At 61.7% G+C, this 21980-nt stretch carries 20 protein-coding genes; 6 read left to right on the forward strand and 14 right to left on the reverse strand.

What is annotated here, in order from left to right:
• Nucleotides 1-33 precede the first annotated feature (33 nt).
• Nucleotides 34-1722 carry an amidohydrolase family protein gene (locus HZZ13_RS02330; RefSeq protein ID WP_197958020.1) on the forward strand — a complete coding sequence of 563 codons (1689 nt, stop codon included), beginning with the start codon at nt 34-36 and terminating at the stop codon, nt 1720-1722.
• Between the two features lie 726 nt (nt 1723-2448).
• On the opposite strand, the gene HZZ13_RS02335 is transcribed toward HZZ13_RS02330, so the two are convergent.
• The 3 genes from HZZ13_RS02335 to HZZ13_RS02345 all read right to left on the reverse strand — a co-directional run bounded on the left by HZZ13_RS02335 (nt 2449) and on the right by HZZ13_RS02345 (nt 5050).
• The gene (locus tag HZZ13_RS02335; protein WP_246504252.1) at nt 2449-3846 is read right to left on the reverse strand and encodes a serine hydrolase domain-containing protein; all 1398 of its coding nucleotides are present in this window, start codon (nt 3844-3846) and stop codon (nt 2449-2451) included.
• Between the two features lie 449 nt (nt 3847-4295).
• On the reverse strand, nt 4296-4445 hold the full coding sequence (locus tag HZZ13_RS02340) for a hypothetical protein (protein WP_197958022.1): 150 nt from the start codon (nt 4443-4445) through the stop codon (nt 4296-4298).
• A gap of 287 nt (nt 4446-4732) precedes the next feature.
• Nucleotides 4733-5050 carry a winged helix-turn-helix transcriptional regulator gene (locus tag HZZ13_RS02345; protein ID WP_197958023.1) on the reverse strand — a complete coding sequence of 106 codons (318 nt, stop codon included), beginning with the start codon at nt 5048-5050 and terminating at the stop codon, nt 4733-4735.
• 97 nt (nt 5051-5147) lie between these two features.
• On the opposite strand from HZZ13_RS02345, the gene HZZ13_RS02350 reads away from it, so the two are divergent.
• Both HZZ13_RS02350 and HZZ13_RS02355 read left to right on the forward strand, forming a co-directional pair.
• On the forward strand, nt 5148-5894 hold the full coding sequence (locus HZZ13_RS02350; RefSeq protein ID WP_210349181.1) for a DUF8737 domain-containing protein: 747 nt from the start codon (nt 5148-5150) through the stop codon (nt 5892-5894).
• Nucleotides 5895-6036: 142 nt separating this feature from the next.
• A complete protein-coding gene (locus HZZ13_RS02355; RefSeq protein WP_197958025.1) occupies nt 6037-6303 on the forward strand; it encodes a hypothetical protein in 267 nt (88 codons plus the stop codon).
• A 223-nt stretch (nt 6304-6526) separates the two neighbouring features.
• Here the strand turns inward: HZZ13_RS02355 and HZZ13_RS02360 are convergent, their stop codons facing one another.
• The 9 genes from HZZ13_RS02360 to HZZ13_RS02400 form a co-directional block, all read right to left on the reverse strand.
• Nucleotides 6527-6820, reverse strand: coding sequence for a hypothetical protein (locus tag HZZ13_RS02360; RefSeq protein ID WP_197958026.1), 294 nt, complete (start codon nt 6818-6820; stop codon nt 6527-6529).
• A gap of 119 nt (nt 6821-6939) precedes the next feature.
• On the reverse strand, nt 6940-7809 hold the full coding sequence (locus HZZ13_RS02365; protein WP_197958027.1) for an amino acid kinase family protein: 870 nt from the start codon (nt 7807-7809) through the stop codon (nt 6940-6942).
• Nucleotides 7810-7823: 14 nt separating this feature from the next.
• On the reverse strand, nt 7824-8636 hold the full coding sequence (locus HZZ13_RS02370; protein WP_246504253.1) for an amino acid kinase family protein: 813 nt from the start codon (nt 8634-8636) through the stop codon (nt 7824-7826).
• Between the two features lie 54 nt (nt 8637-8690).
• The gene (locus tag HZZ13_RS02375; RefSeq protein WP_197958028.1) at nt 8691-10733 is read right to left on the reverse strand and encodes a WD40 repeat domain-containing protein; all 2043 of its coding nucleotides are present in this window, start codon (nt 10731-10733) and stop codon (nt 8691-8693) included.
• A 134-nt stretch (nt 10734-10867) separates the two neighbouring features.
• Nucleotides 10868-11959, reverse strand: a complete 1092-nt coding sequence (locus HZZ13_RS02380) for an ABC transporter ATP-binding protein (protein ID WP_197958029.1) — start codon at nt 11957-11959, stop codon at nt 10868-10870.
• Nucleotides 11949-12614: a molybdate ABC transporter permease subunit gene (modB, locus tag HZZ13_RS02385; protein ID WP_197958030.1), complete on the reverse strand. Its 666-nt coding sequence runs from the start codon at nt 12612-12614 to the stop codon at nt 11949-11951. Before modB ends, HZZ13_RS02380 begins: the two co-directional genes overlap by 11 nt.
• Nucleotides 12615-13337 (reverse strand): molybdate ABC transporter substrate-binding protein, encoded by a 723-nt coding sequence (modA, locus tag HZZ13_RS02390; protein ID WP_197958031.1) that lies wholly within the window; start codon nt 13335-13337, stop codon nt 12615-12617.
• Between the two features lie 285 nt (nt 13338-13622).
• Nucleotides 13623-14822, reverse strand: coding sequence for an energy-coupling factor transporter transmembrane component T family protein (locus HZZ13_RS02395; RefSeq protein WP_197958032.1), 1200 nt, complete (start codon nt 14820-14822; stop codon nt 13623-13625).
• Nucleotides 14823-15036: 214 nt separating this feature from the next.
• Nucleotides 15037-15513, reverse strand: a complete 477-nt coding sequence (locus HZZ13_RS02400; RefSeq protein ID WP_197958033.1) for a DUF3833 family protein — start codon at nt 15511-15513, stop codon at nt 15037-15039.
• A gap of 246 nt (nt 15514-15759) precedes the next feature.
• On the opposite strand from HZZ13_RS02400, the gene HZZ13_RS02405 reads away from it, so the two are divergent.
• Nucleotides 15760-16029, forward strand: a complete 270-nt coding sequence (locus HZZ13_RS02405) for a hypothetical protein (protein ID WP_197958034.1) — start codon at nt 15760-15762, stop codon at nt 16027-16029.
• A gap of 85 nt (nt 16030-16114) precedes the next feature.
• On the opposite strand, the gene ku is transcribed toward HZZ13_RS02405, so the two are convergent.
• Nucleotides 16115-17059 (reverse strand): non-homologous end joining protein Ku, encoded by a 945-nt coding sequence (ku, locus tag HZZ13_RS02410; RefSeq protein WP_197958035.1) that lies wholly within the window; start codon nt 17057-17059, stop codon nt 16115-16117.
• Nucleotides 17060-17393: 334 nt separating this feature from the next.
• Between ku and HZZ13_RS36665 the strand changes: the two genes are divergently transcribed.
• Together HZZ13_RS36665 and HZZ13_RS02420 are read left to right on the forward strand one after the other, a co-directional pair.
• Entirely contained in the window at nt 17394-18164 is a 771-nt protein-coding gene (locus HZZ13_RS36665) for a MerR family transcriptional regulator (RefSeq protein ID WP_246504254.1), read from the forward strand.
• Nucleotides 18165-18169: 5 nt separating this feature from the next.
• On the forward strand, nt 18170-18805 hold the full coding sequence (locus tag HZZ13_RS02420; protein ID WP_197958036.1) for a hypothetical protein: 636 nt from the start codon (nt 18170-18172) through the stop codon (nt 18803-18805).
• A 69-nt stretch (nt 18806-18874) separates the two neighbouring features.
• On the opposite strand, the gene HZZ13_RS02425 is transcribed toward HZZ13_RS02420, so the two are convergent.
• Nucleotides 18875-21952, reverse strand: coding sequence for an EAL domain-containing protein (locus tag HZZ13_RS02425; protein WP_197958037.1), 3078 nt, complete (start codon nt 21950-21952; stop codon nt 18875-18877).
• Nucleotides 21953-21980: the final 28 nt, after the last annotated feature.

The raw sequence follows: 21980 nt of genomic DNA on the forward strand, positions 1-21980 counted from the left end.
GGCCGAGTGGGCTTCAAACCGTCGGGGGCAAATATGCAAACGCAACAGACCCTGAGTGCAGAATTTCGCGCTCTTAGCTTCGCAGTCATAATCATGGCGTTCAGCCAATCAGCTGCCGCGCAAAATTTTTTGCTCAATGGAGATGTCGTGACGCCGTCAGGCGTCGTGCAAGATGGCTGGGTCTTTATCAAAGACGACAAAATCGTCTCGGTGACAGCGACCCAACCCAACGTGCAGGGCCAGATCGTTCGGTCGAGTGACTACATTTATCCAGGCCTTGTGGATCTACACAATCACCCAATCTACGACACGCTGCCACGCTGGACGCCGCCGCATCTCTACAACAATCGGTATGAGTGGCGCAGGGATCCAGTTTATCAGAATGCGGTTCAGGCACCCGAAAGAAACATTGTTGCCGCCGAGTTTTGCGACATGGACGAGTTCGCTGAGATCAAGCAACTCATTGGCGGCACGACAACGCTTCTTGGTGTATCTGCGCCGGCTTTTGGCAAGCCAATGTACGATTGCATCAAGGGCCTTGCGCGCAATCTCGACTGGTACAGCGGATTTTACGGAACGAACATCGGGCACGAGCCGGTGGCGAACCCGCTCGGTGTCACGCCACCGAACTATTCGCTTATCGCTCCGGATTGGCCGGGTGACATGAAGCCTGCCGATCTTCTAAAATATCAGAGCGGTTTAAGGGACGGCTCCATTAAGGCGTTCTTCATCCATCTTGCGGAAGGCAAGCGCACCGATGCGGAAGCACAGAGTGAATTTGGCCTCCTCAAGGATGACAAATTGCTCACAGCCAGCACCGTGATCATCCACGGCGTTGGCCTCGTTGCATCCGATTTTGCAGATATGAGCAAAGCCGGCGCATCGCTTGTCTGGTCGCCACGTAGCAATTTGGTTCTTTACGGCGAAACAACCGATGTCGAGACTGCGGCTCAACAGGGCGTGACAATTGCGATAGCGCCGGACTGGTCCCCGACCGGAAGTAGCAACATGCTGGCCGAGCTTAAGTTCGCCAGTGATTACTCGACTACAAAGCTTAATGGGCTATTTTCAGCAAAGCAGCTCTTTGAAATGGCAACCTCTATCCCGGCTCGCATGGCGCATGTTGATCAGTTGCTTGGTACGATCGAAGCCGGCAGACATGCCGATATCTTTATGATGAGTGGTCATTCACCCGATGCCTACTCCAACCTCGTGACGGCATCCCCATCGGATGTGAGCTTGACGATCGTGAACGGCGTGCCCGTATACGGAACGCCGGATCATATGGCGCAGGCCGGCGTGTCCACCACCGAAGATGTTTCAGTCTGCGGTGAAAAGCGAAGTCTCAACAGCCAAGCCTTGACAGTTAGTGGCGCATTTGCCGCTGCTACCGCGCAACTCGGCAACGCCTCACGGGACAAAACACCTCCCTTGGTCCCATCGCGGAATGCAATTAACTGGCCGAACGGAGACATTAATCCTTTTCCATCCTGCACCACTCGCGTGCGTCGCGATCGCACCGATCGGCAGCTAACACGCTGCGCAAGCGTCCACTGCGTTTCCGTCGCAAGTGTGCCCTCGTCTCCTCCGTCGGTCCCAACGGCTACGTGTTGCGCAGCCGAGCGATGCAGGAAAAAGAGGCCGCTCTATTGGATGGTTTTGGATCTGGTGTGCTTGTCCCGCTGCAATCTCTGCGTGCTGCAGGTACGCCGCGCACACTAGGAAACGTGCAGCGGGCGCCTTGCCCACATCCCGAGGATGCGTGTCGCTTTGGCTGGTAGATCGGGGCGCGCCTTGAAGCGCAGGTCAGGCTTTTGCTTGTCGATCGTCTCCGGTCGTACGTCGGAAGCAACGCTGGGCGTGCGATGAAAACGAGAATGGAGATTGCGTCTACTGTTTGCCTGGCCAGCGTTCGCCAATGTCCGCCATTGCTTATTCGACGGATATTCAACGACTTTTTCAAATCTGGTCTAAGTGATTGAAATATCTGGCGCTCCCTAGGGGGATCGAACCCCTGTTTCAGCCTTGAGAGGACGATGGCAAAGCGCTTGAAGAAGGCGAGACTATTGAGCCAATCACCTCCGAACCGCGAACTGGCAACCGCACCAGTTTCGCACCAGAAACGACCGCATCGAAACGCAACAAACGCGATCGAACGCAGGCGAAACCGCAGCAAAATCAGCGAAGGTGATCGATAGTCTGCCGCTCATAACGGTCTGGTTGCAGGTTCGAGTCCTGCCGGGCCCACCAGCCTTCGCTCGCTTCGCGAGCTTCGGCTCGGCGAGCCAGCGCCACACATCGAAAGCGAAACGTGGGAAGGCTGCCACGCCGAAGCCAGCGCAGGGCGGAGGCGGGCCAGCACTGTCACCGCAAACCAGAAGCGATCATTTTCGAGCAGGCGGCGGAAAACTGAAAATCGTGCTCGACTGCCACCGCGGTGCGCATCGCTCAACCGCCGGACGTCCCTTCCGCCGTCGCCTCGCGCCCGTACCGCGCTCTGCCGCGCAGCGTTGCCTTGTTGCCGTCGAAGGTCAGCGTCCAGATCGAAGTTTCGCCAAGTCCCACATACTGGAAATCGAAGATGAAGGTCTGTTCGTTCTGCCACGAGCCCTTGGCGGCGCGAATGCCGAGGAAGCTCGGCGCGCTCTTGCGGTACAGGCCGTCGAGCCCGATCGGCCCGTCGAGTTGTCGCTGCGCCGGATCGCCCGCGGCCATCTGCACGATGTAGCGTGGGTTCTCGTCGGTCAGGAAGAGCACCAGCGATTTGATGCCGAGCGCATTGTCTGAGAATTTGTAAGTCTTCCCCGAGATCGCGGCAGCGATCGCCGGCGCGGCGCCGACCTTGGTCGCTTTTTCGGTCGAGACCTCCGCGATCACCTCGGCCAGTCGACCGGCTGCCGCCGGGTTGGCCGGCAGCACAGAATCGGCCTTGACCGCGCCGGAGATGTCGTCGGCCAGTCTGCCCAAAGGACAAAAATCCCGCGCCGTCATCACGGCGACAATATCTTTTTCGGGCAGCACCATGATCACCTGGCAGTGATATCCGACCGCCATGTAGACGTGCTTGCCGGGAATCGCCCAGAATTGGTTGGCGTAGCGCAGCGCGGGATCGGACCGCGCGTTCATGTTGATGGTGGCATGGCCGACGGCCTCGAGAAAGTCCGCTGGCAGCAATTGCTTGCCATCCCATTCGCCGTTACGCAGATAGAGATAGCCGAGCTTCGCCATGTCGCGAGGCCGCATCGCGAGGCCGAAGCCGCCAATCGGAAGCCGTTGCGGATCCCGGCGCCAGAATGGCGGCGCGATGCCGAGCGGGCCGAACAGCCGCTCGTTGGCATAATCGGCGGTGTTCTTTCCGGTGAGCTTGCTGATGATTGCGGACAGCAGATGCGAGCCGCCGCTGTTGTAATAGAAGCTCTCGCCCGGCGCATGCGCCATCCGGCGGTCGAGGATGAACTTTACCCAATCGGGACTCGCGCCCATGTCCCGCATCGATTGTTCGCGGCCGCCTTCAAACCCCTCGTCCCAATCGAGGCCGGACGTCATGTCGAGCAGGTGCTGAACGGTGACGGCCTTCTTGCGCTCGTCGCCCTCGGCGACTCTACGATCGGCAAAGAAATCCAACATTGGGTGATCGAGACGATCTAGCAGGCCATCCTTGTAGGCCATCGCCGTCAGCGTCGCGACCACCGCCTTGGTGGCGGAGTTGATCGTGTGCGGCATGTCGGCGGTGAACGGCGCGTAATATGCATCGAGCACGACGCGGCCGTGGCGGGTCACCAGCAGGCTATCGAAGCTGCGCGTGGTACCGAACGCAACAAGCCTGGCCAGTGCGGCCGAATCCATGCCCTGCTCCTCCGGCGTCGAGTTTTGCCAATGCGTTGTCGGCCACACCGCCTCATTACCCTGTCCGCTCGCGGCGCCAGAATGGACGCTGATGAGTAGGACAAGCATGCCCAGCATCGCCCTGTTTCGTGATGAACGCCCGACGAAACGATCAGCCACTTGCATGCTCTACCCCTGCCTGGGTTGTTGCGCACCGCCACATCTACCACAAGCAGCAGCTACTTCATGACACAATTTAGAGAGATGCGGGGGAAGCGCCTTGCCAGCGAACCGCGCTCCATTGCCGGCCGCGCAGTCTCGCGAGCCGTCGCCCGGTGCGGCCTGTAGCTCAATGGATGGAGCCGGCCGCTCTTAACGTCTGGTTGCCAGCGCCACGAACTCCCAAAGAGACGAAGGTTATAACGCCGAAGGCCCGCAAGGCGAAGGCCGACGAGGGTGGACGAAATGCGTTACCGCGGTCCGCCGCCTCTGCTCGATGACGAGTTTAGTGCACTGTCACCGTAAACCCCTTTTTCGCCGAGGAAATCATCGAGCGTGGTGAGCTTGGCAGTGGAGCGGATTGTTCTCTTCTTCTTGGCCACATCCTTCTTCCTGGCCATCTTGATCTCCTTGATTCGGCGCTCAGCGAGGAGCGCACTCCGTCATTGCGAGCGAAGCGAAGCAATCCAGGGGCCCTCCGCGGGAAGATTCTGGATTGCTTCGTCGCAAGGGCTCCTCGCAATGACTGGGGAGAGAGTTGTGCAAGGCGCTGCCGATCCGTCCAGTTGGGGCCCGAACCGGCGCGGTGTTGCCTATACGCTCCCGAATCCCCAGCGAGGCCACTGCTCGGAAAGCCGGTCGGTGCTGAGCACCGTCGCCGGCCAACCCGTTTCGACGAGGCGGCCCGTCAACCCGAATACTTGCGCCCCCAATTTCGCATGGCGGCCACAATCGGCCCGAGGTCGCGCCCCTTCTCGGTTAGCACGTATTCGGCCCGCGGCGGATTCATGGAATAGAACCGCCGCTCCACGACGCCATTCTTTTCGAGCGTCCTGAGACGCTCCGACAACGTGGTCGGAGCGATGCCATCGAGCGAGTCCTGCAGGTCCTGAAAGCGCCTCGCACCATGCGTGAGGAGGTCGCGCAGGATGAGGCAAGTCCAGCTCGCTCCAATGATGCTGAGTGTGTAGGCCACCGGGCCATCGGCGGGCTTTTGCTTGGGCATGGTTCCATCTTGGCGAATGATCACGATTTTGGCAATTGACTACATAAATCATAGTGACATTCTGTTTGATAGTTACAGCAAAAGATGGGGTCTAGCCATGACAGTTCCCGACTATCTCGTGACATTCGAGGCGGCCATCCGCCCACTCGTGGCGGCGATTGCACTGGGCCTCATCTGGATCGGCGCCGTCAGCATGGAAGGACCGGCACAATCGCGTTACGCAATTGCGGCCGTGCTGTCGGTGATTCTCGTGGCGTGGCTGGCGCTCGCCCAGTATCTGGGTTCGGCAAATGCCTATGTCGCGACCAGTGAGAACGCAGCGCCGACCTTGCTGTTCGGCTTGCTGATCCCGCTGATGACCGCTGCCGTGGGCCTGCGCCTGTCGGGAAGAATTGCAAGCCTCGTCTCCGCGATACCGCTGCACTGGATCGTCGCGGCGCAAATCTATCGCATTGCCGGTGGAATATTCCTCATCCTCTGGGCGGATGGGCGCCTGCCGTGGCAGTTCGCACTGCCTGCAGGGATTGGTGACGTGACGACGGGCTGCGCGGCCGTCGTGGTGGCAGTGCTGCTGGCGCAAAAGGCGCCAGGCGCTCTGAGGGCGGCCTACGGGTGGTGCCTGTTCGGAATCGCCGACCTCATCGTGGCGCTGACCATGGGGGCTATGACGTCCCCGGGACGAGCCCACCTCTTGGCCTTCGATGCGCCGAACCTGCTGATTTCATCCTATCCGCTGGTGATGGTCCCCACCTTCGCAGTCCCCCTGGCCCTCATGCTGCATGGCCTGGTTCTGTGGCGGCTAAGGCGGGAGAGCGCCTCGACCGGCAGTCTAGCCACGGCGTGATCCTTCTGGCGATTGCAAAGGCAAGCCGACTTGCGGAACACGTGGACAAACCGAGTGCCGCCGTTTCGGAATCCCTGCCCCGTGCTAGCCGCTCGGAACGGTTTGGCGGCGGCACGGATTCGTCCCGCAGGAGCGATCTCGCATGCTGATGACCAGGGAACGGCGGCCGGCGATCCGGACCTTACGGGGATGGGCCATTCACGTGCTGCAGGAGGCCAGCGCCATCTGCGAATGCGAGGAGCATGGCTGGGCCAGGGATCGGGCCGACCCGTACGCGCGGAAACGCGCGGTCGAACTTGCGCGCGAGGATCCGCCGAACGGCGTCTCCGCCGACCAAGTGGCGGAGATCAACGACGTCCTCAATTCGACTGGCGATTCTTGTCCGGAGTGCCCGCCGCAAACCGACTAGCCCGGCTCCGGCACTCCGTCACCACAAACCAAGCCGATCGCGCGCTTCCGCGTGATTAATCGCGACGCCGGCACCACCGATGCCGGGCGTGTTTGCCGACTATCCGGCGCCGGTGGTCCGCAACGGTGTAAAGCGCGGACCAGGGCGCCGTGTCGGGGATGGCGTGTGCCGTTCAAGCCGTGCGGGTCACGCGAAGCCTATGGCGGCTCAAGAACACTGACACTCAGGATTTGCCATGCTTCTGGCCGCCCTTGTGCTCACCCTTTTTGGCACCCTTGTGCCCGCCATGACCCGGACCGGTTCCAGTCTTGTCGCCCTTGGCGAGGATCACATTGCCTCCCGAGGAGCCTTCGTGGCCGCTTCCGGCGATGTCGCCGGGAGCGATTTGGCGCTCTTGAACGGCAGTCGCAGCAGTTCCCAATTGAGGGTCTCCGACCTGCTCACCGCCGGCCGTCAACGCCATCACTGCCGTCGGCGTCAAAAAAATCACTGTCAAAGCCAGAATCGTTCTCCGCATGGCACTCCTCCAGTTGAGAAACTTAAGGCAACTTAGATATCGGCTCTAAGTTCCTGAGACTTTTCACCTTGTTCAGTGGGCCGCGGCGCTCGTAGCCCTGTTTGAAGGGGTTAGCGCCTTTAGATGCTGGTGGCGTCTCGGGAGGCGTCCTGGCGTACGATCGTTCCGACGTGTTCACCTCGCAGCGCCGGTTCGAGCAAATGCGGTTTCAAACCGTTGATGATCTGAAAGCATTTCACCTGACGGGCACAAGCGAGCAGATCGATCAGCACCCGGTCGAACGGCAGCGTGGCAAGGTTACGCTCCTTCAGCTCGCTGACGGTGATCTCCTTGATGAAATTTGCGTTCGGGTTGGCTTTCGGATCGGCATCGTAAAGCCCATCGACATCCTTGATCAGCGTGTGCGTGGCACATCCGTAACACTCTGCCAGCAGGAATGTGCCCGCATCCGTGCGATGCGGCGGGATACGGCCCAAACGTGGCGGATGCTCCCAGATCGAGAACGGCGGATCGCCATTACAGATGACGCCCGGAGCTGACTTGATGAAAAACGGCAGCATGTGTCCAAGGATTTCCGGCGGGATTGCCACGACGCCATAGGGAGCGAGCAGCGTCCCGAGCAAGTGGGCATTGCCTAACGCGTCGATGATCCGCAACTGCGCGAGCACTCCGGTCGGCAAGCCAAGATCCATTCCGATCGACGTGACGTGCCGGCTGCGAATGCCGCCGCCAAGCCCGATCACGAGCTTGAATTTCTCAAGAGCAGCAGCGAGCGCCTCCACGAGCGGATAAGTCGCCTTCCGGCCGTTATCGATGATGGATCGTCCGCCGATCTTGATAACGTGAGCAAATGGCAGCATGCGAACGACCGGCGTTTCGGTCGATGACATCACCTTCTTGTCCAGGAGACTCTCGCGCATCAACATTGACTTGACGTGATGACGGCCATCGGCCGGAATTTCATTAGGCGATGCATCTGATGATGACATGGCTCGGTCTCCGATCACGCGCTGATAATGGTCCCAACCGGCTCGCCATTGAGCGCGCGGGTAAGGTTGCCTTTTTTCAATCCGTTGATGATCTGCACCGACCGGCGGTGTTTTGCGGTCTTCATCAACTCGAAAACGCTTCGCTCCAGCACGACATCGACAAGGTCGAGCTGTTCGAGCTCCTCAACGGTGATCTTCGGGATAAAGCGTGCGCCACGATCCTTCTTGGGATCGGCGGTATAAAGGCCATCTTCGTCCTTTACGTAGATCATGGAGCGCGCGCCGAGCACTTCACTGATCAGATAGCAGCCGGTGTCGGTGCGATGAGGCGGAATGCGCCCGATCGCCGGGTTGGGCTGCCAATACGCGTAAGGGGGCATGCCGACGGAAACGCAGGCCTGCCGCTCTGCCAAATACAGCGGCAATTGCGCGAATTGCGCCGGCTCGATTGACGGAATCCCATGCTTGGCCAAGAGGTAATGGATCATCTTGGCGTTTTGAATGCTCACGAAGAAGCCGAGCACGCTCAACACGCCCGTCGGCATGCCAAGGTCCAGGCCGACGCTGTAGGCATGGCGCGCCCGTGTCCCGGCGCCGGTCCCAATGATCATCTTGTGGCGGGGAAGATTCTCGACGATCTCCTCGATGAGCGGAAACACCGCGGCGCGTCCGCGGTCGATGAAGCTCTGGCCGCCGACCTTGACGACGTTGGCATCGGGGAGGATTTGCACGACCGGCTGATTGTCGAGACTCGCCATCATTTGATCGTCGGTGGGACTCGCGCCCATCAGCGCCATCGTCATTCGGTCCAAGATTTCCTTGTCCATCCTGTCCTCCATCCTGCTCCGGAGCACGCAGTCGCCGTCAAAAAGATCCTAAGCTCAATGTCCTTGTCCCATCGAGGTTTGGCACCCCCTGGATAGCTGGTCCTTGTGTTTGCGTAGGCACCGCCCGACGTGCTCTTCACCGAGACACAACCTGTCGATCTCACCCTTGCAGGCCAAACGCACAGCTCCGCGGCCACCCGCTTCCTTCTGTGCTTCTTGATTGTCTTTGGCGCTTTGCTCGGCGGTGCGCGAGGTCGGCTCCTTAGGCACGCTCCAGAGCTTCACGTTACGATCCATACCTGCGGTCGCGACCGACGTGCCCGCATGCGAGAACGTTACGAAATGAATCCGCCGTTCGTGCCCGGTGAGCGCGGCAACCTGACTGCGGCTGGCAACGTCCCAGAACCTCACGATATTATCGAGCCCGACCGACACCAGCATTTTGCCGTCAGGCGAGAAAGCACAAAAGCGGACCCAGCGCGTATGGCCTTTGAAAGGCTCGAGCTCTTCGTGGGTCGCGACATTCCAGAGCTGCACATCATTGCTGGCGCCTGCCGACGCCAGAAGCTTGCCGTCGGGAGAGAACGACACCGAGTGCACCGGCCCCGTGTGCACGTCGATCGTCGCGATCTCGTTCCGCGTAGCAAGATCCCAGAGCTTGATGGTGCCGTCGATGCTGCCCGATGCGAGCATGCGGCTATCGGGCGAGTAAGCGAGCGCCTTGATACCACCCGTATGTCCGAGGAGCGTGGCGAGCTCCGTTGCAGTCGCGACGTCCCAAATCTTGATCGCTTGATCATATCCCGCGGATGCGATCGTCTTGCCATCCGGTGCGTAGGCCACAGCGCGAATGATGTTGGCGTGGCCGCTCAGGGTCGCAAGTTCCTTGCCACTTGCCAGATCCCAGAGCTTGACCGTTCGGTCGTAGGAGCCAGTGGCCAGAATCTTCCCGTCGGGTGAGAGCGCAAGCGTCACGATCGCGCCGGTGTGAGCCTTGAGAATGGCAAGTTCCTTACTGGTCCCGACATCCCACGTCCGGGCCGTGTGGTCATGGCTGCCGGATATCAGGATCTTGTCATCCGGCGTGAACGCCACAGCAGTCACATAAGCGGTATGCCCAGCAAAGGATTCCTGCTCCTGGTCTTTCACCGTTTCGGCGGGCACCTGAATTCCGCGCTTGAGGACCTCTTGGACGTCCCACAGTCTGGCCAGCGAATCCATCGTGGCGGTCACCAGCGTCTTGCCGTCAGGTGAGAACGCGACTGCGCGCACGCGGTCACCCGCATCCGGGATGCTCGCCAATTCCCGTCCACTCGCTGGGTCCCAAATCTTGAGAGTGTCGTCCTGGCCGCCCGCGGCAACGAGCTTGCCGTCTGGTGAGTACGCCACCGAGAGCACCTCGTTCTGTGATCCTTCAAGGATCACGCGCTCGGCGCGTGCGGCGACATCCCAGAGCCGCACTGTCGTGTCCATGCTGCCGGTGACCAGCATCTTGTCGTCGGGGGAAAACGCGATGCCCCGCACGCCATGCCCGTGCCGTGTCAGGGTCGCTTCCTCACGGCCGGTCGCGACATCCCAGACCTTGACGGCGTAGTCGTTGCTGCCAGATGCCAGGAGCTTGTTGTCGTGGCTGAACGCCAGCGCTCGTACTGCGCCTTTGTGATTGAGCTGCGCCCGCTCCGTGCCGGTCGCAACGTCCCACAGCTTGATCGTGTTGTCGTGGCTGCCGGAAGCGACGGTTTTGCCATCGGGTGAGAAGGCCAGCGAGCGGATCATGTTTGTATGGCCGCGAAACGTAACGAGCTCCTTTCCGCCAGCCCAATCCCAGAGCTTGACAGTCGAGTCATAGCTGCCTGTTGCCAGGACCTTGCCGTCCGGCGAGAAGGCCACAGCCTCGACCGCGGCTTCGTGTCCAATCAGGGTGACCAGCTCCTTGCCGCTTGTCGCGTTCCACACCTTCGCGGTGCGATCATAGCTGCCCGTGGCTACGTATTTTCCCTCGGGCGAGTAGGCCACCGAGGCGAGCGCGAGGGTGTGCCCTCTCAGCGTAGCACGCACCTGCGCTTGCGCCGGCGACGCTGTCAGCAGCACGAGCATCGGGAGAGCAACCTTCAGGTATCGCAGCGCCGGCACAGATCGGACTCCAATCCGACTAACTCGCGACATGCATTTCTCCTCGCCAGGCCTCGATAGAAAGTCCGCCATTCCTGGAGCGGTGATTGTTTCCTGACTCACTCGCGCGCAATCAGGCGCACGGCAGGCGCCTTGATCAAAGCAGTCACGTCCATCCCATCGCACAGTCCCATGTCCTCACAAGCCTGGTGCGTAACCAGCGCCTTGAGGAGAAAGCCGCAATCGATGCCCACGCGCACGATCGGACCTTCACGGTCCAGCGACCGGATGCGACCGACGAGGTGGTTGCGTGCGCTGCTCTGTCGGGCGACTGCGCCCCTTTCCAGCATGACGTCCTCCGCACGAATACAAACGCATACCCGGCTGCCGACGCAGGCTTCCGACAGCGCGAGCAACTCGCTTGAACCGATTTGTATGGTGGCCAACCCATTCACCTTCCGAATGACTTTGCCGCCCTCGATGTTGTCGACACCGACGATCCGGGCCACAGCCGGGTCGACCGGTGCAGCAAAAACATCCTGCGGCGGGCCGCATTGGCGAACGCAGCCGTGGTCCATCACGATGACATGATCGCCCAATCCCAAGGCCTCGACACGGTCGTGAGTCACCATGACGGCTGGTATTCCCAACTTCGTCAACCAACGGCGCAGGTCACGTCGAAGTTGCTCCCGGGTCGGCTGATCCAGCGCGCAGAGCGGCTCATCCAGCAGCAGAAGGCGCGGCCGGCAGACCAATGCGCGGGCGAGCGCAACGCGTTGCTGCTGTCCGCCCGACAGCTGACCAGGGTAGCGGCCCTCCAGGCCGGCGAGACCGAGCAGATCGGTCAGTTCAGCGATCCGCTTGCGCCGCTCTGCATCACCGAGGCGGCGAATTCCGTAGGCGATGTTACGCTCGACGGTGAGGTGCGGAAACAGAGCATAATCTTGAAACAGATACCCGATCTGGCGTCGCTGCGGCTCCACCTGGATGCCGCAGCTTGCATCAAACCAAATCTCATCGCCGAAGCGGATGTAGCCGCGCTGCGGTCGATCGAGCCCGGCCAAGCATCGCAGAGCAGTTGTTTTTCCCGCGCCCGAGGGACCGAACAAGACGGTGAGGGAAAAACGGCCGAGCGGGCGATGCAGCCGGACCTTTATCGGAGGACCGTCTGGGAAGTTCTTCTCGAACTCCGCTACGAGCTCAGGCTCCATATCCTCCCTTTCGATTGAGGAGATGCGTCACCGAGAGCGCAATGAAAGACGATGCCAACAACACGAGGGAGGCCATCGCAGCTCCTCTATAGTTGACCGCTTGAACCTCGTCGTAGATCGCGATCGATATCGTGCGCGTGACGCCTGGAATATTGCCTCCGACCATGAGGACGACGCCGAATTCACCGAGTGTGTGCGCGAAGCTGAGGACGAGGCCCGTGACGATGCCGGCCCAAGAGAGCGGACAGGCGATTTGCAAGAATGTGCGAATGCGCGAGACGCCCAGACACCACGACGCCTCGATCAGGCGCCGGTCAACGTTGGCGAAAGCGGCGGCGAAGGGCCGGACCGCAAACGGCATGCTATAGAAGATTGACGCGAGCAGCAGGCCTTGAAACGAGAATGCGAGACCATGTCCCGTCATGTGTTCGTAGACCCGGCCCAACGGGCTCATCGGCCCGATGGCAACCAGGACATAAAATCCAAGCACGGTCGGAGGAAGAATCATCGGCAGAACGACCAAGGACTCAAGCAGGAACTTCAGCCGCCAGCGCGTCACGGACAGCCAGTAGGCGAAAGGCAGCCCGAGGACGAACAGGACAAGGGTGGTGATCGCCGCGAGTTCGACGCTGACCCATATCGCCTCGAAGTCCATTCATTCCTCCAGACTGTCGAACCCGAAGCGTCTCAAGATCGTTCGGCCTTCTTCGCCCAGGATGAAATTGCGCAAGGCCTCGGCCGCGGAACGGCTTTGCACCCATGACAGGATCACACCTCCCTGCACACGGCGGGGATAGGCGTCGAGCGGCACCTCCCAAAACTTCCCTTTGTCCCGCAGTGATGGGGCAAGCGCATGAGAGCGACTGATGATCCCGATGTCGGCGTTGCCGCTCTCGACAAACTGGCCCGCCTGCAGCACGGTGTCGCCGAGCACCAGCCGGTCCTTCACTTGTTCGTAGACCCCCGCGCTCTTCATCGCAGCTTCCGCCGCCCGGCCATAGGGGGCGTGACGCGGATTGGCGATCGCGATCTTGCGCGCCGCAGGGTTCAGCAGGGACTGCATGCCGAGCTTTTCGACGTCGATAGACGAGGACCGAGGCACCCAGATCACGATCCGTCCCACCCCGTAGACGAACTCGTCACCCTTGGACGCCAGACCCTCCCGAACGAGGCGATGTGGGTAGTCGACGTCAGCGGAGAGGAAGACATCGAAGGGAGCGTGGTTCACCAGTTGGGCATAGAGATTTCCCGAGGAGCCATAGGTGACCTGGAGCTTGACGTTCGGATGCTGCGCACGGAATACGTCCACGGCCTCGTCCAAGGCAAATTTGAGGTCGGCGGCCGCAGCGACGCGCACGTCGCTCGGCTCGGTGGCCAACGCCGATTCCAGAGACCACAGCCCAGCAAGCATTGCGAACAACAGGAACCGGCCCCGCACAGGCCACCTCCTTTGCGAGAGTCAGCAGGCTTCGCTGCGGTTCCCCGGCGCAGCCGCGCTTACTAACTCTCGTTTGTACGTTCAGTTCATTTTGGGCGCAGGACGATCCCGGACGACGATTTGGGCACCAGCGGCCGAGTTTCTCGGGCGAAAAGCAGCCAGTTCAAGGGCTGGGCGAGTTCCGGGGTAAATCGCGAACTAACGCATTGTTTTCTGACAGATAAGTCAGCTTTGAACATGCGCGGAATCATTGCTGCGATCCTGGACGGTTGGCTCCCGGAAAAAGACGCGCAACACAAACAACGTCACGAAACCGCTCAAAAATCCCGCCAGCAGGTTCGGCACCAGCTTAGCCGCGGGGAAAAGATATATTTCCGCCCGCGCGCCCAGAAGAAATACAAGAACCAGCTCCGTGCTGGTCCTGGCAACAGCGGCCAGGAGTCCGAGCAGGCAGTAGCCGAGCGCCCAGACGGGCAACCGGCGTACCAGCGGATCTGCAAGGTCGATCACGAGGCCCGGGGCGATATGCTTTAGGACCTCGAGTACGCCAAATCTCCCGTCTCCCTGCAGCAGGCCGATGACGCCCATGATCGTGCCCGCGGTCGTGCCGCCCCACCGCGAATAGGTGAGACGCGCGGCAAGCACATAGAGCGGGAACAGGAGAACAGCTTTGTGCCCCGAGGCAAAAGGCAGACCCGGCAAGAATTTCAGCATCTTGAAGGATGCCATGCAGAGCGCGATGCCGCTCACGATGGCGACATCGTGCGCGAGTCTGGCTTCGAGCTTGGACTCCCCTCCTCCATCGGATTGCCTGCCCGCAAGCTCAACATTCGCCTTTATCGACAGCACGAATGGGCCGACATCGCCGCGCAGCAAGCGCTTCAGCGCCGTGAAGACCCCGCCCCGCGATTCCCCACCGACTTCACGCGCCCGGTGCCGGCTTCGCTCGTCGGAACCGCTCAGCAGCGAGAGCGTGCGGTCGAGCGAGTGAACGAACAAGTCGGGCAACCGTAACCGCTGCAGACCATGGACCAGGTCGTTCTGGCTGCCGGTCAGTCGAACCACGGCTGAGGTGAGCAACACGGTCAGAATCTGCAGGCACATCACCGCGGCGCGATCCAGGCCGGTCAGATTAATGGGAAGCACCCATCCGAGGCCGGGAACTGGCCAGTGCAGCACGAGATCCGCTGCGGGATGCTCCGGCGGAAGCAGCGTGTAAGAGCCAATCAGGAACAGGAACAACCATTTGAGCCGCCAACCTGGACGCAGCACCTGACCAGTCGGAACGCGGCAGATGAGCAGCGCTAGCACCTGAACGGCGAGCAAGACCGAGACAGAAAACCAGCGGAGGGAATGTGTTGCAGACAGGGCCGGGAGCACAAATGTGGCCGCAGTTACGACCAGCAGGTAGCTGACTTTCAGCACTGCAGCCCGACTGCGTTGATGGTACCGTGAGGAGGTCACGTCGCTGCTCAAAACTCGCTTCGTACCGCTGTGACAGCCGGCGGCCAAAGCCGACAGTGCAAGCGATCCAGCAATAGGTAAACCAGGGACGTCATATACAACATGAGGGCCTGCGACACGAGCAGGCCTCGATAATGGTGATGCCGAGGGGCCGCCGCAGTCCTCGCTCTCCAACCTAAAGCTTCCGATAAGTCACATGCGCCGTGGCGAACGGGATGCCTGCACGCCCGGCACTTCCGCGAACGATGCAGGCGCGATCATCGATCGCATAGAACCAGTCATCGAAGTTCAGCTTGAACGACTTGCCATCGCCTTGGGGCGTGTCGCGCGTGTACTTCCAATGGAGAGCACAACCGGCCTGCTCGCCGGTGGCTTCACCTTCCAGGCGGTTTTCATGGCCGGTGTATTGGCCTTCGCTCGTCTTGTGAATGGTCCAGCGCAGCGTGTCGCTATGGCCATCATCGAAGGTGTAGGTTTCGGTCAGCACGACAGTGTCGGTGTCCGCGTCCAACTCGCCATGAGCAGCAATCGTCGCTCGCTTCAGAAGCCCACCGACGAGGCTCTCAACCACCGCCCATCCTTCAAAGCGACCAACGAAGAACTGCTCCGGGAGAAACACCGGCGTGGTGCCAGCGAATGCATCAATGGCCATGCCGAGACCTCCGAACCGATGGCGACATAAGTCGCCTCGCGGTACCGAGTTCCTCCAGGGGGAAACCGGCTCAGCTCCGCGGAGTGCTTGCAGCGCAGGCAAACCCCGCGCCGATACCTCGCATTCTCCACAGCCCACCGGAACACGTGGACACGCCCAGCCCTGCCGTTTGGGAATCCCTGCTCCGTGCTAACGCGCGGAACGATTTGGCGCGGGCACGGATTCGTCCCGCAGGAGCGATCTCGAATGCTGATGACGAAGCAACGCCGGCCGGCGATCCGGACCTTACGGGGCTGGGCCATCCACGTGCTGCAGGAGGCCGGCGCGATCTGCGAGTGCGAGGAGCATGGCTGGGCCAAGGATCGTGCTGACCCGCACGCGCGCCATCGCGCGGTCGAGCTTGCGCGCCAGGATCCGCCGGACGGCATCTCCGCCGATCAGGCCGTCGCGGAGATCAACGATGTCCTCGATTCGATCGGCGATACCTGTCCGGAGTGCCCTGACGAGGGCCTTTGAGCCCTGCGGCAAGGACCTTCGCGTATCAGGCGGCATAAGGCGTGTTCCTGGCCATGTGGCGATCCGTCCGGGGTCACCGGATGCTTCATGCCGATTTCCGCCGCGCCCCGGCCGCCGGCTTCTTCGCGGACGTTTCCTTGGCCGCTGCCGCCTTCTTGCCCGCGATCGGCATCAGCATCTCCTTCTGGCCGGCCGCCGCCTTCCTCGGCTTCTTCGCCGGCTTGTCCGCCTTCGCGGGCGCGGCCTCCTTTCCGGCCTCCTTGCCGACGCTGCGGCGCAGCGCCTCCATGAGGTCGACGACGTTCTCGCCCTTCGGCCGCTCCTTCGGCCGGATGACCTTGCCGGCGCGCTTTTCGTTGATCAGCGCGATCAGCGCGGTCTCGTAATGGTCCTCGAACTTCTCAGGCTGGAAGCGTCCGGCCTTCTGGTTGACGATGTGCCTGGCGAGATCGAGCATGTCCTTGGTGACCTTCACGTCCTGGATCTCGTCAAAGTATTCCTGCTCGCTGCGCACCTCGTAGGGGTAGCGCAGGAGGGTCCCGACCAGGCCCTTGTCCATCGGCTCCAGCGCGATGATGTGCTCGCGGTTGGTCAGCACCACGCGCCCGATCGCGACCTTGTCCATCTCGCGGATGGTCTCGCGGATCACCGCGAAGGCGTCGTGGCCGACCTTGCCGTCGGGCCGGATGTAATAGGGGCGGATCAGATAGCGCGGGTCGATGTCGGACCTGTCGACGAACTCGTCGATCTCGATGGTGCGCGTGGATTCCAGCGCGATCTCCTCGAGCTCTTCCTTGGATACCTCGATGTACTGGCCCTTCTCGAGCTCGTAGCCCTTGACGATGTCCTCGTTCGGCACCTCGTCGCCGGTGTCGGCATCGACTTTCACGTATTTGATGCGGTGGCCGGTCTGCCGGTTGAGCTGGTTGAACGAGATCTTCTCGCTCTCGGACGTGGCCGGATAGAGCGCCACGGGGCAGGTGACGAGGGACAGTCTCAGGAAGCCTTTCCAATTGGCGCGCGGGGCCATTTACGCAGAACTCCGGTTCGAGGCGGCTTGGATTCAAGACGAACGGCGGCCCGGGGTTCCGACACCGGAGCGACAATCAAAATGCCACCCGCCTCATCGCCTCCGCAGGCTCTGCCGCCTCCAGCCGCCCCGGCCGCCCCAGCAGGCACCCCTGCATCTCGTCGCAGCCTTCCTGGATGAGGAGAAACATCTGGGCCTCGGTCTCTCGATGCCTTCGGCCAAGACGGGGACGCCGAGGCCGGGATTACGGTGACCGTGCTGGACCATCCAAAGTTTCAGATATTGCAGTTAGCTGCGTCAGCCCCTACATTGGTCCGGAAGGAAAATCCGTTCCATGACCTCCCAAGTGCTGCAGTTCGTAGAGCTATCTGTCCAGGACCGCAAAGCGGCCAAGGCTTTCGACAAGCTCGGCAGGGGCGATCAAGTCGAGGTCCGGGTCCGTCGCAAGTCGGGCAGGAATCAGGTGTTCACGCTACCGCCAAAGGCCGCGGCGCTGCTTGAGACGGCACTTGACCATCTTCTCCAGGGAGAGCGTGTCGCCATCCTCGCCGAAGATAAAGAGCTCAGTCCGAACCACGCGGCAGATATTTTGGGAATCTCCCGACCGCTGGTCGTGCACCGGATGGACCTCGGGGACCTGCCATTCCGATATGTCGGCAAGCACCGCCGCACGAAGCTGAAGGACGTGTTGGCGCTGAAGTCGCGGATCGACGCCCAGCGGGCGACTATGGAGGCAGTCGCCGAGGACCTCGGGCGGCGACATGGCGTAAGCGGGACGAAGAAATCGAGGAGCGTCGGACGCTCTTCAAACCGTGCCTCCAAGCCAAGGGACGTCGATCAACTCGTTCTCGGTACAATCAACGCTCCGTACCGCCGGAAGATCAATTCGACTGATCTTGTGGCTCGCCTCACATCGAGAGAGTGGCAAAATTGGATCGCACATGTCGTCACATTCTTCACGGAAGTACGACCTGAACTGGTTCTGCAATTCGCTCGGCTTCACGCGATTCCCGTTCGAGATTTGGTCGCCGCCTATCACGCGATGACGTCGGCAACAGGCGAAACCAATCCTACACTGGAGCGCGCATTTGAGCGGCTGGCGTAAATTACTTGGTCGAGCGCTGGATGGTGCGCAAAACGGATGTGAACGTCTTTGGTAAACTTGAGAACTATGACCTCGTTCGCTCAAGCTCCTCCGAAGAAAAGGACCGCACGCTGCGGTGGCTGCCCTTCGTTGCCGCAATTGCCGCAGTCATGACTGCAGCTCCCTTTGCGTGGGATAAGAGCCTTCGCACCTTTCTCGTTCTCATCTCGCTCTACTTGCCAGCGGTAGCCTTGGTTTGCATCGGCCTCTGCATCTGGGCAGTCGTCGAGAGGAAGTCATCCCGCGCGCGCTCGATCGTGATCTCGCTTGCGGTGATGCTCACGCTGATCGGCGGGACATTCTGGGCACTGCCGCAAGTGAAGGATGAACTTCGGTTCTTAGCTTGGTCGCACACGCACGGCGACGCGATAGAAGGGTGGTTCGCAGACAAAGACGCGGTCGTGCTGGATTGGGAAAGCTGGGGCATGGTAGGTATGGAAAATAACGCTTACCTCGTCTCGAACCCAAGCGATACTCTTGCTGAGGACGGTGGAGCTTCGGAGTGGCTCCGTCACGTCGGATCGAGCTGCGAAATCGTTGCTTCCAAACGGATGCGTCGTGGAATCTTTATCGTCACGACTTATAATTGTCCGCTCCGATGACGCGCTCAACTGCGGTTCTCCTCACCTCCTAGAACCAAGGTCGATTGAACTCCAATCCGCGTGCATCGCTCAGGACGCCGCCCGCCTCACCGCCCTCTCCACCTTCTCCGCCTCCAGCCGCCGCGGCCGGCCGAGCAGATAGCCCTGCATCTCGTCGCAGCCTTCCTGGACGAGCAGCGCCATCTGGGCCTCGGTCTCGATGCCTTCGGCAAGGACGGGGACGCCGAGGCCGTGGGCGAGGCCGATCACGGCACGGACGATGGCGAGCGAGCGCTCGCTCTGGCCGAGGGCGGCGACGAAGGAGCGGTCGAGCTTGATGCGGTCGAGCGGGAATGCTTCGAGATAGGACAGCGACGAATAGCCCGTTCCGAAATCGTCGAGCGCGATCAGGATGCCCAAGGACTTGAGCGATTGCATCGTCCGCTTGGCGCGCGGCACGTTCTCGATCAGGACGCCCTCGGTGATTTCGAGCTCGAGACGGCCGGCCGGCAGCCCGCTGTCCCGCAGCGCGCGGCGGACCTGCGCATCGAGGTTTTCGCGCCGGAACTGGGCCGCAGAGACATTGACGGCGACCCGAAGCGGCCGATCCCACGACGCCGCCTCGCGGCACGCCTCCATCAGCACCCAATCGTCGATCTGCGCAATGGCGCCGCTTTGCTCCGCGACCGGGATGAACTCGCCAGGAGGAATGACGCCGCGCACCGGATGGCGCCAGCGCACCAGCGCCTCGTAGCCCATCAGCGTGCCGTCGCGATGATGCTGCGGCTGATACTCGAGATAGAGCTCGCCGCGCTCCACGGCGAGGCGCAGATCGTGCTCCAGCGCACGGCGGTCGCGCAGCTGCTGGTCCATCGCGCTGGTGAACAGGCGGATGGCTCCCCTGCCCTCGTGCTTGGCATGATAGAGCGCGGCATCGGCGTTCGCCAGCAGCGACACGGCGTTGTCCCCATCGCGCGGATAGAGCGCAACGCCGACACAGAGGTCGATCTTCAGCGCGTGCCCCGCGACCTCGATCGGACGCTCGAATTGCGCCCGCATGCGCGTGGCGAGCAGCTCGGCGGTGGCGGGCAGCGGCAGCTCATCGGTGATGCCGATGAACTCGTCACCGCCGACGCGCTCCACGTAAGCTCCGTGCGCGGCGTCCTGCAGGCGGCGCGAGGCTTCGCGCAGCACGGCGTCGCCGACGGCATGACCGAAACGGTCGTTGATCGCCTTGAAGTGGTCGAGATCGATGCAGAGCACCGCGAAGGCGCCGTCCGTGATCTCCGCGCGTTCGATGGCGTCGCCGAGATGCTGGCCCAGCGCGGCCCTGTTGGGCAGCTCCGTGAGCGCGTCGTGGCCCGCCAGATAGCTCACCCGCTGTTGCGCCCGATTGCGTTCCGTGACGTCGAAGGCGACGCAGACATGGGCCGGGCGGCTCTCATAGACCAGCGGCCGGGACTCGATCGCGACCTGGATCGCCTCGCCGTCGGCGGTCCTGTGCAATTCGTAGTCCTGCTCGGCGTCCGCCCGCTCGCCGCATTCGAGCTGGCGTTCGGACATCGCGAGCAGGTCCTGCCGGGAATAGCCGTATTGCCGGCACATCGCGCCATTGACGGCGATGAGACGCCGCTGCTTCGCGTCGACCACCCACATCGGCAGCGGGTTCTCCTCGAACAGCAGGCGGAACGAGGCCTCGCGGCGCTTGAGGTCGGTGATGTCGATGCGGACGCCGATGCTGCCGCCGTCGCTGGTGCGCCGTTCCTCGACGCGAATCCAGCGGTCACCCGCCAGATGCTGCTCGTGCGAATCATGCGGCAGCGCGTGGTGCGCGAGGCGCTCGGCGAGCCACTCCGCCTCACGCCCCGCAGCATCAGGATATTGTCCCGCGGCAAGGCCGGTTCGAAGCATGGTTTCGAACGGCGTGCCGGCGGCGAGGGCTTCCCGGCTGGCACTGTAGAATTCGGCGTATTGGCGATTCCACAGGACCAGGCGGTCGTCCTTGTCGAATACGGCAAGTCCTTCGGGGACGACGTCGAGGGCTTCGGTCAGATGGGTGTGCGCAGCGCGGGCGGCGGCTTCGGCCTGCTCGGCCGCGATCTTGGCTCTCGCAAGCGCCATCTCGGTCCGATGACGCTCGGTGATGTCCTCGTGGGTGGCGACCCAGCCCTTTCCCTCCATCGGGCGATGCCGGATCCGCACGATCCGGCCGTTGGTCAATTCCACGGTGGTATCCGAACCGTTGGCGGTCACAGGAGCGCTGTTGCGCCAGGCCAGATAGTCCTGCTTCGACATCTTTGGCGCGCTGCCGGCCGAATAGCGAAGATCGACGATCTCGTTCAGCTTCATGCCGGGCCGGACCAGCTTCGGATCCAGATCATAGATCTCGAGATATTGCCTGTTGCAGACGATCAGGCGCTGATCGTCGTCGAAGAAGCAAAGGCCTTGGGACATGTTGTTGAGCGCCCTGTCGAAGCGCTCCGCAAAGGCCGTCGCGGTCTGCTCCGCGGCCCGCGCGCGCTCACCCTCCTCGGACAGCCGTCCGTGGGTCTCGACCAGCTTCACGAAGGAGCGGAAATTGGTGTTGATCATCCGGGCGAGCAGAGCGAGCAACACCAGGAGATTGATCCCGACCGAGACCAGCATTCCCTCGCCCGAGAGCAAAAGCAGCGTGCCGATCGGCACGCCGGCGATCAGCATCGCCAGCCGGGACGACGGCGGAAAGCTGCCGAGACAATAGGCCGTCCCGACGCAGCCCATGAACAGCAGCAGGGCGACCGACGCGCGCAGGCTGGGATCGACCGCCATGAACAGCCCCAGGATCCAGATCACGAAGCCGCAGCTGAGCACCACCGTGACGAGACGAACCCTCGCGAGCTCTTGGTACGCTTCATTGGCGGTGAAATCGGCCTTCTTCAACCGGAACCACTGCGCTAGCCGAAGCAGACACGCCGCCATGAGGGCGGTCGGCAAGGCAAATCGCAGCCACGTCGATACCGTGTCGGGGAGGACCAGCCCGATGCTGACACTGTTGACCAGAAGCATGGCGTAGAGAACGGGCACCTGCTTGCGCAGGACCCGGAACTGCTCGACCAGCAGCGAACGGCCGAGCTGATCGCTCGTGTCGCCCACGGAGAAAGAGTCGCGAAGCCGCGCGAAGAAGCCCATCGGATTTGTCCCAGCCGCGTGAAGGCTA

The sequence above is a fragment of the Bradyrhizobium agreste genome, assembly GCF_016031625.1.
GTDB lineage: Bacteria > Pseudomonadota > Alphaproteobacteria > Rhizobiales > Xanthobacteraceae > Bradyrhizobium > Bradyrhizobium agreste.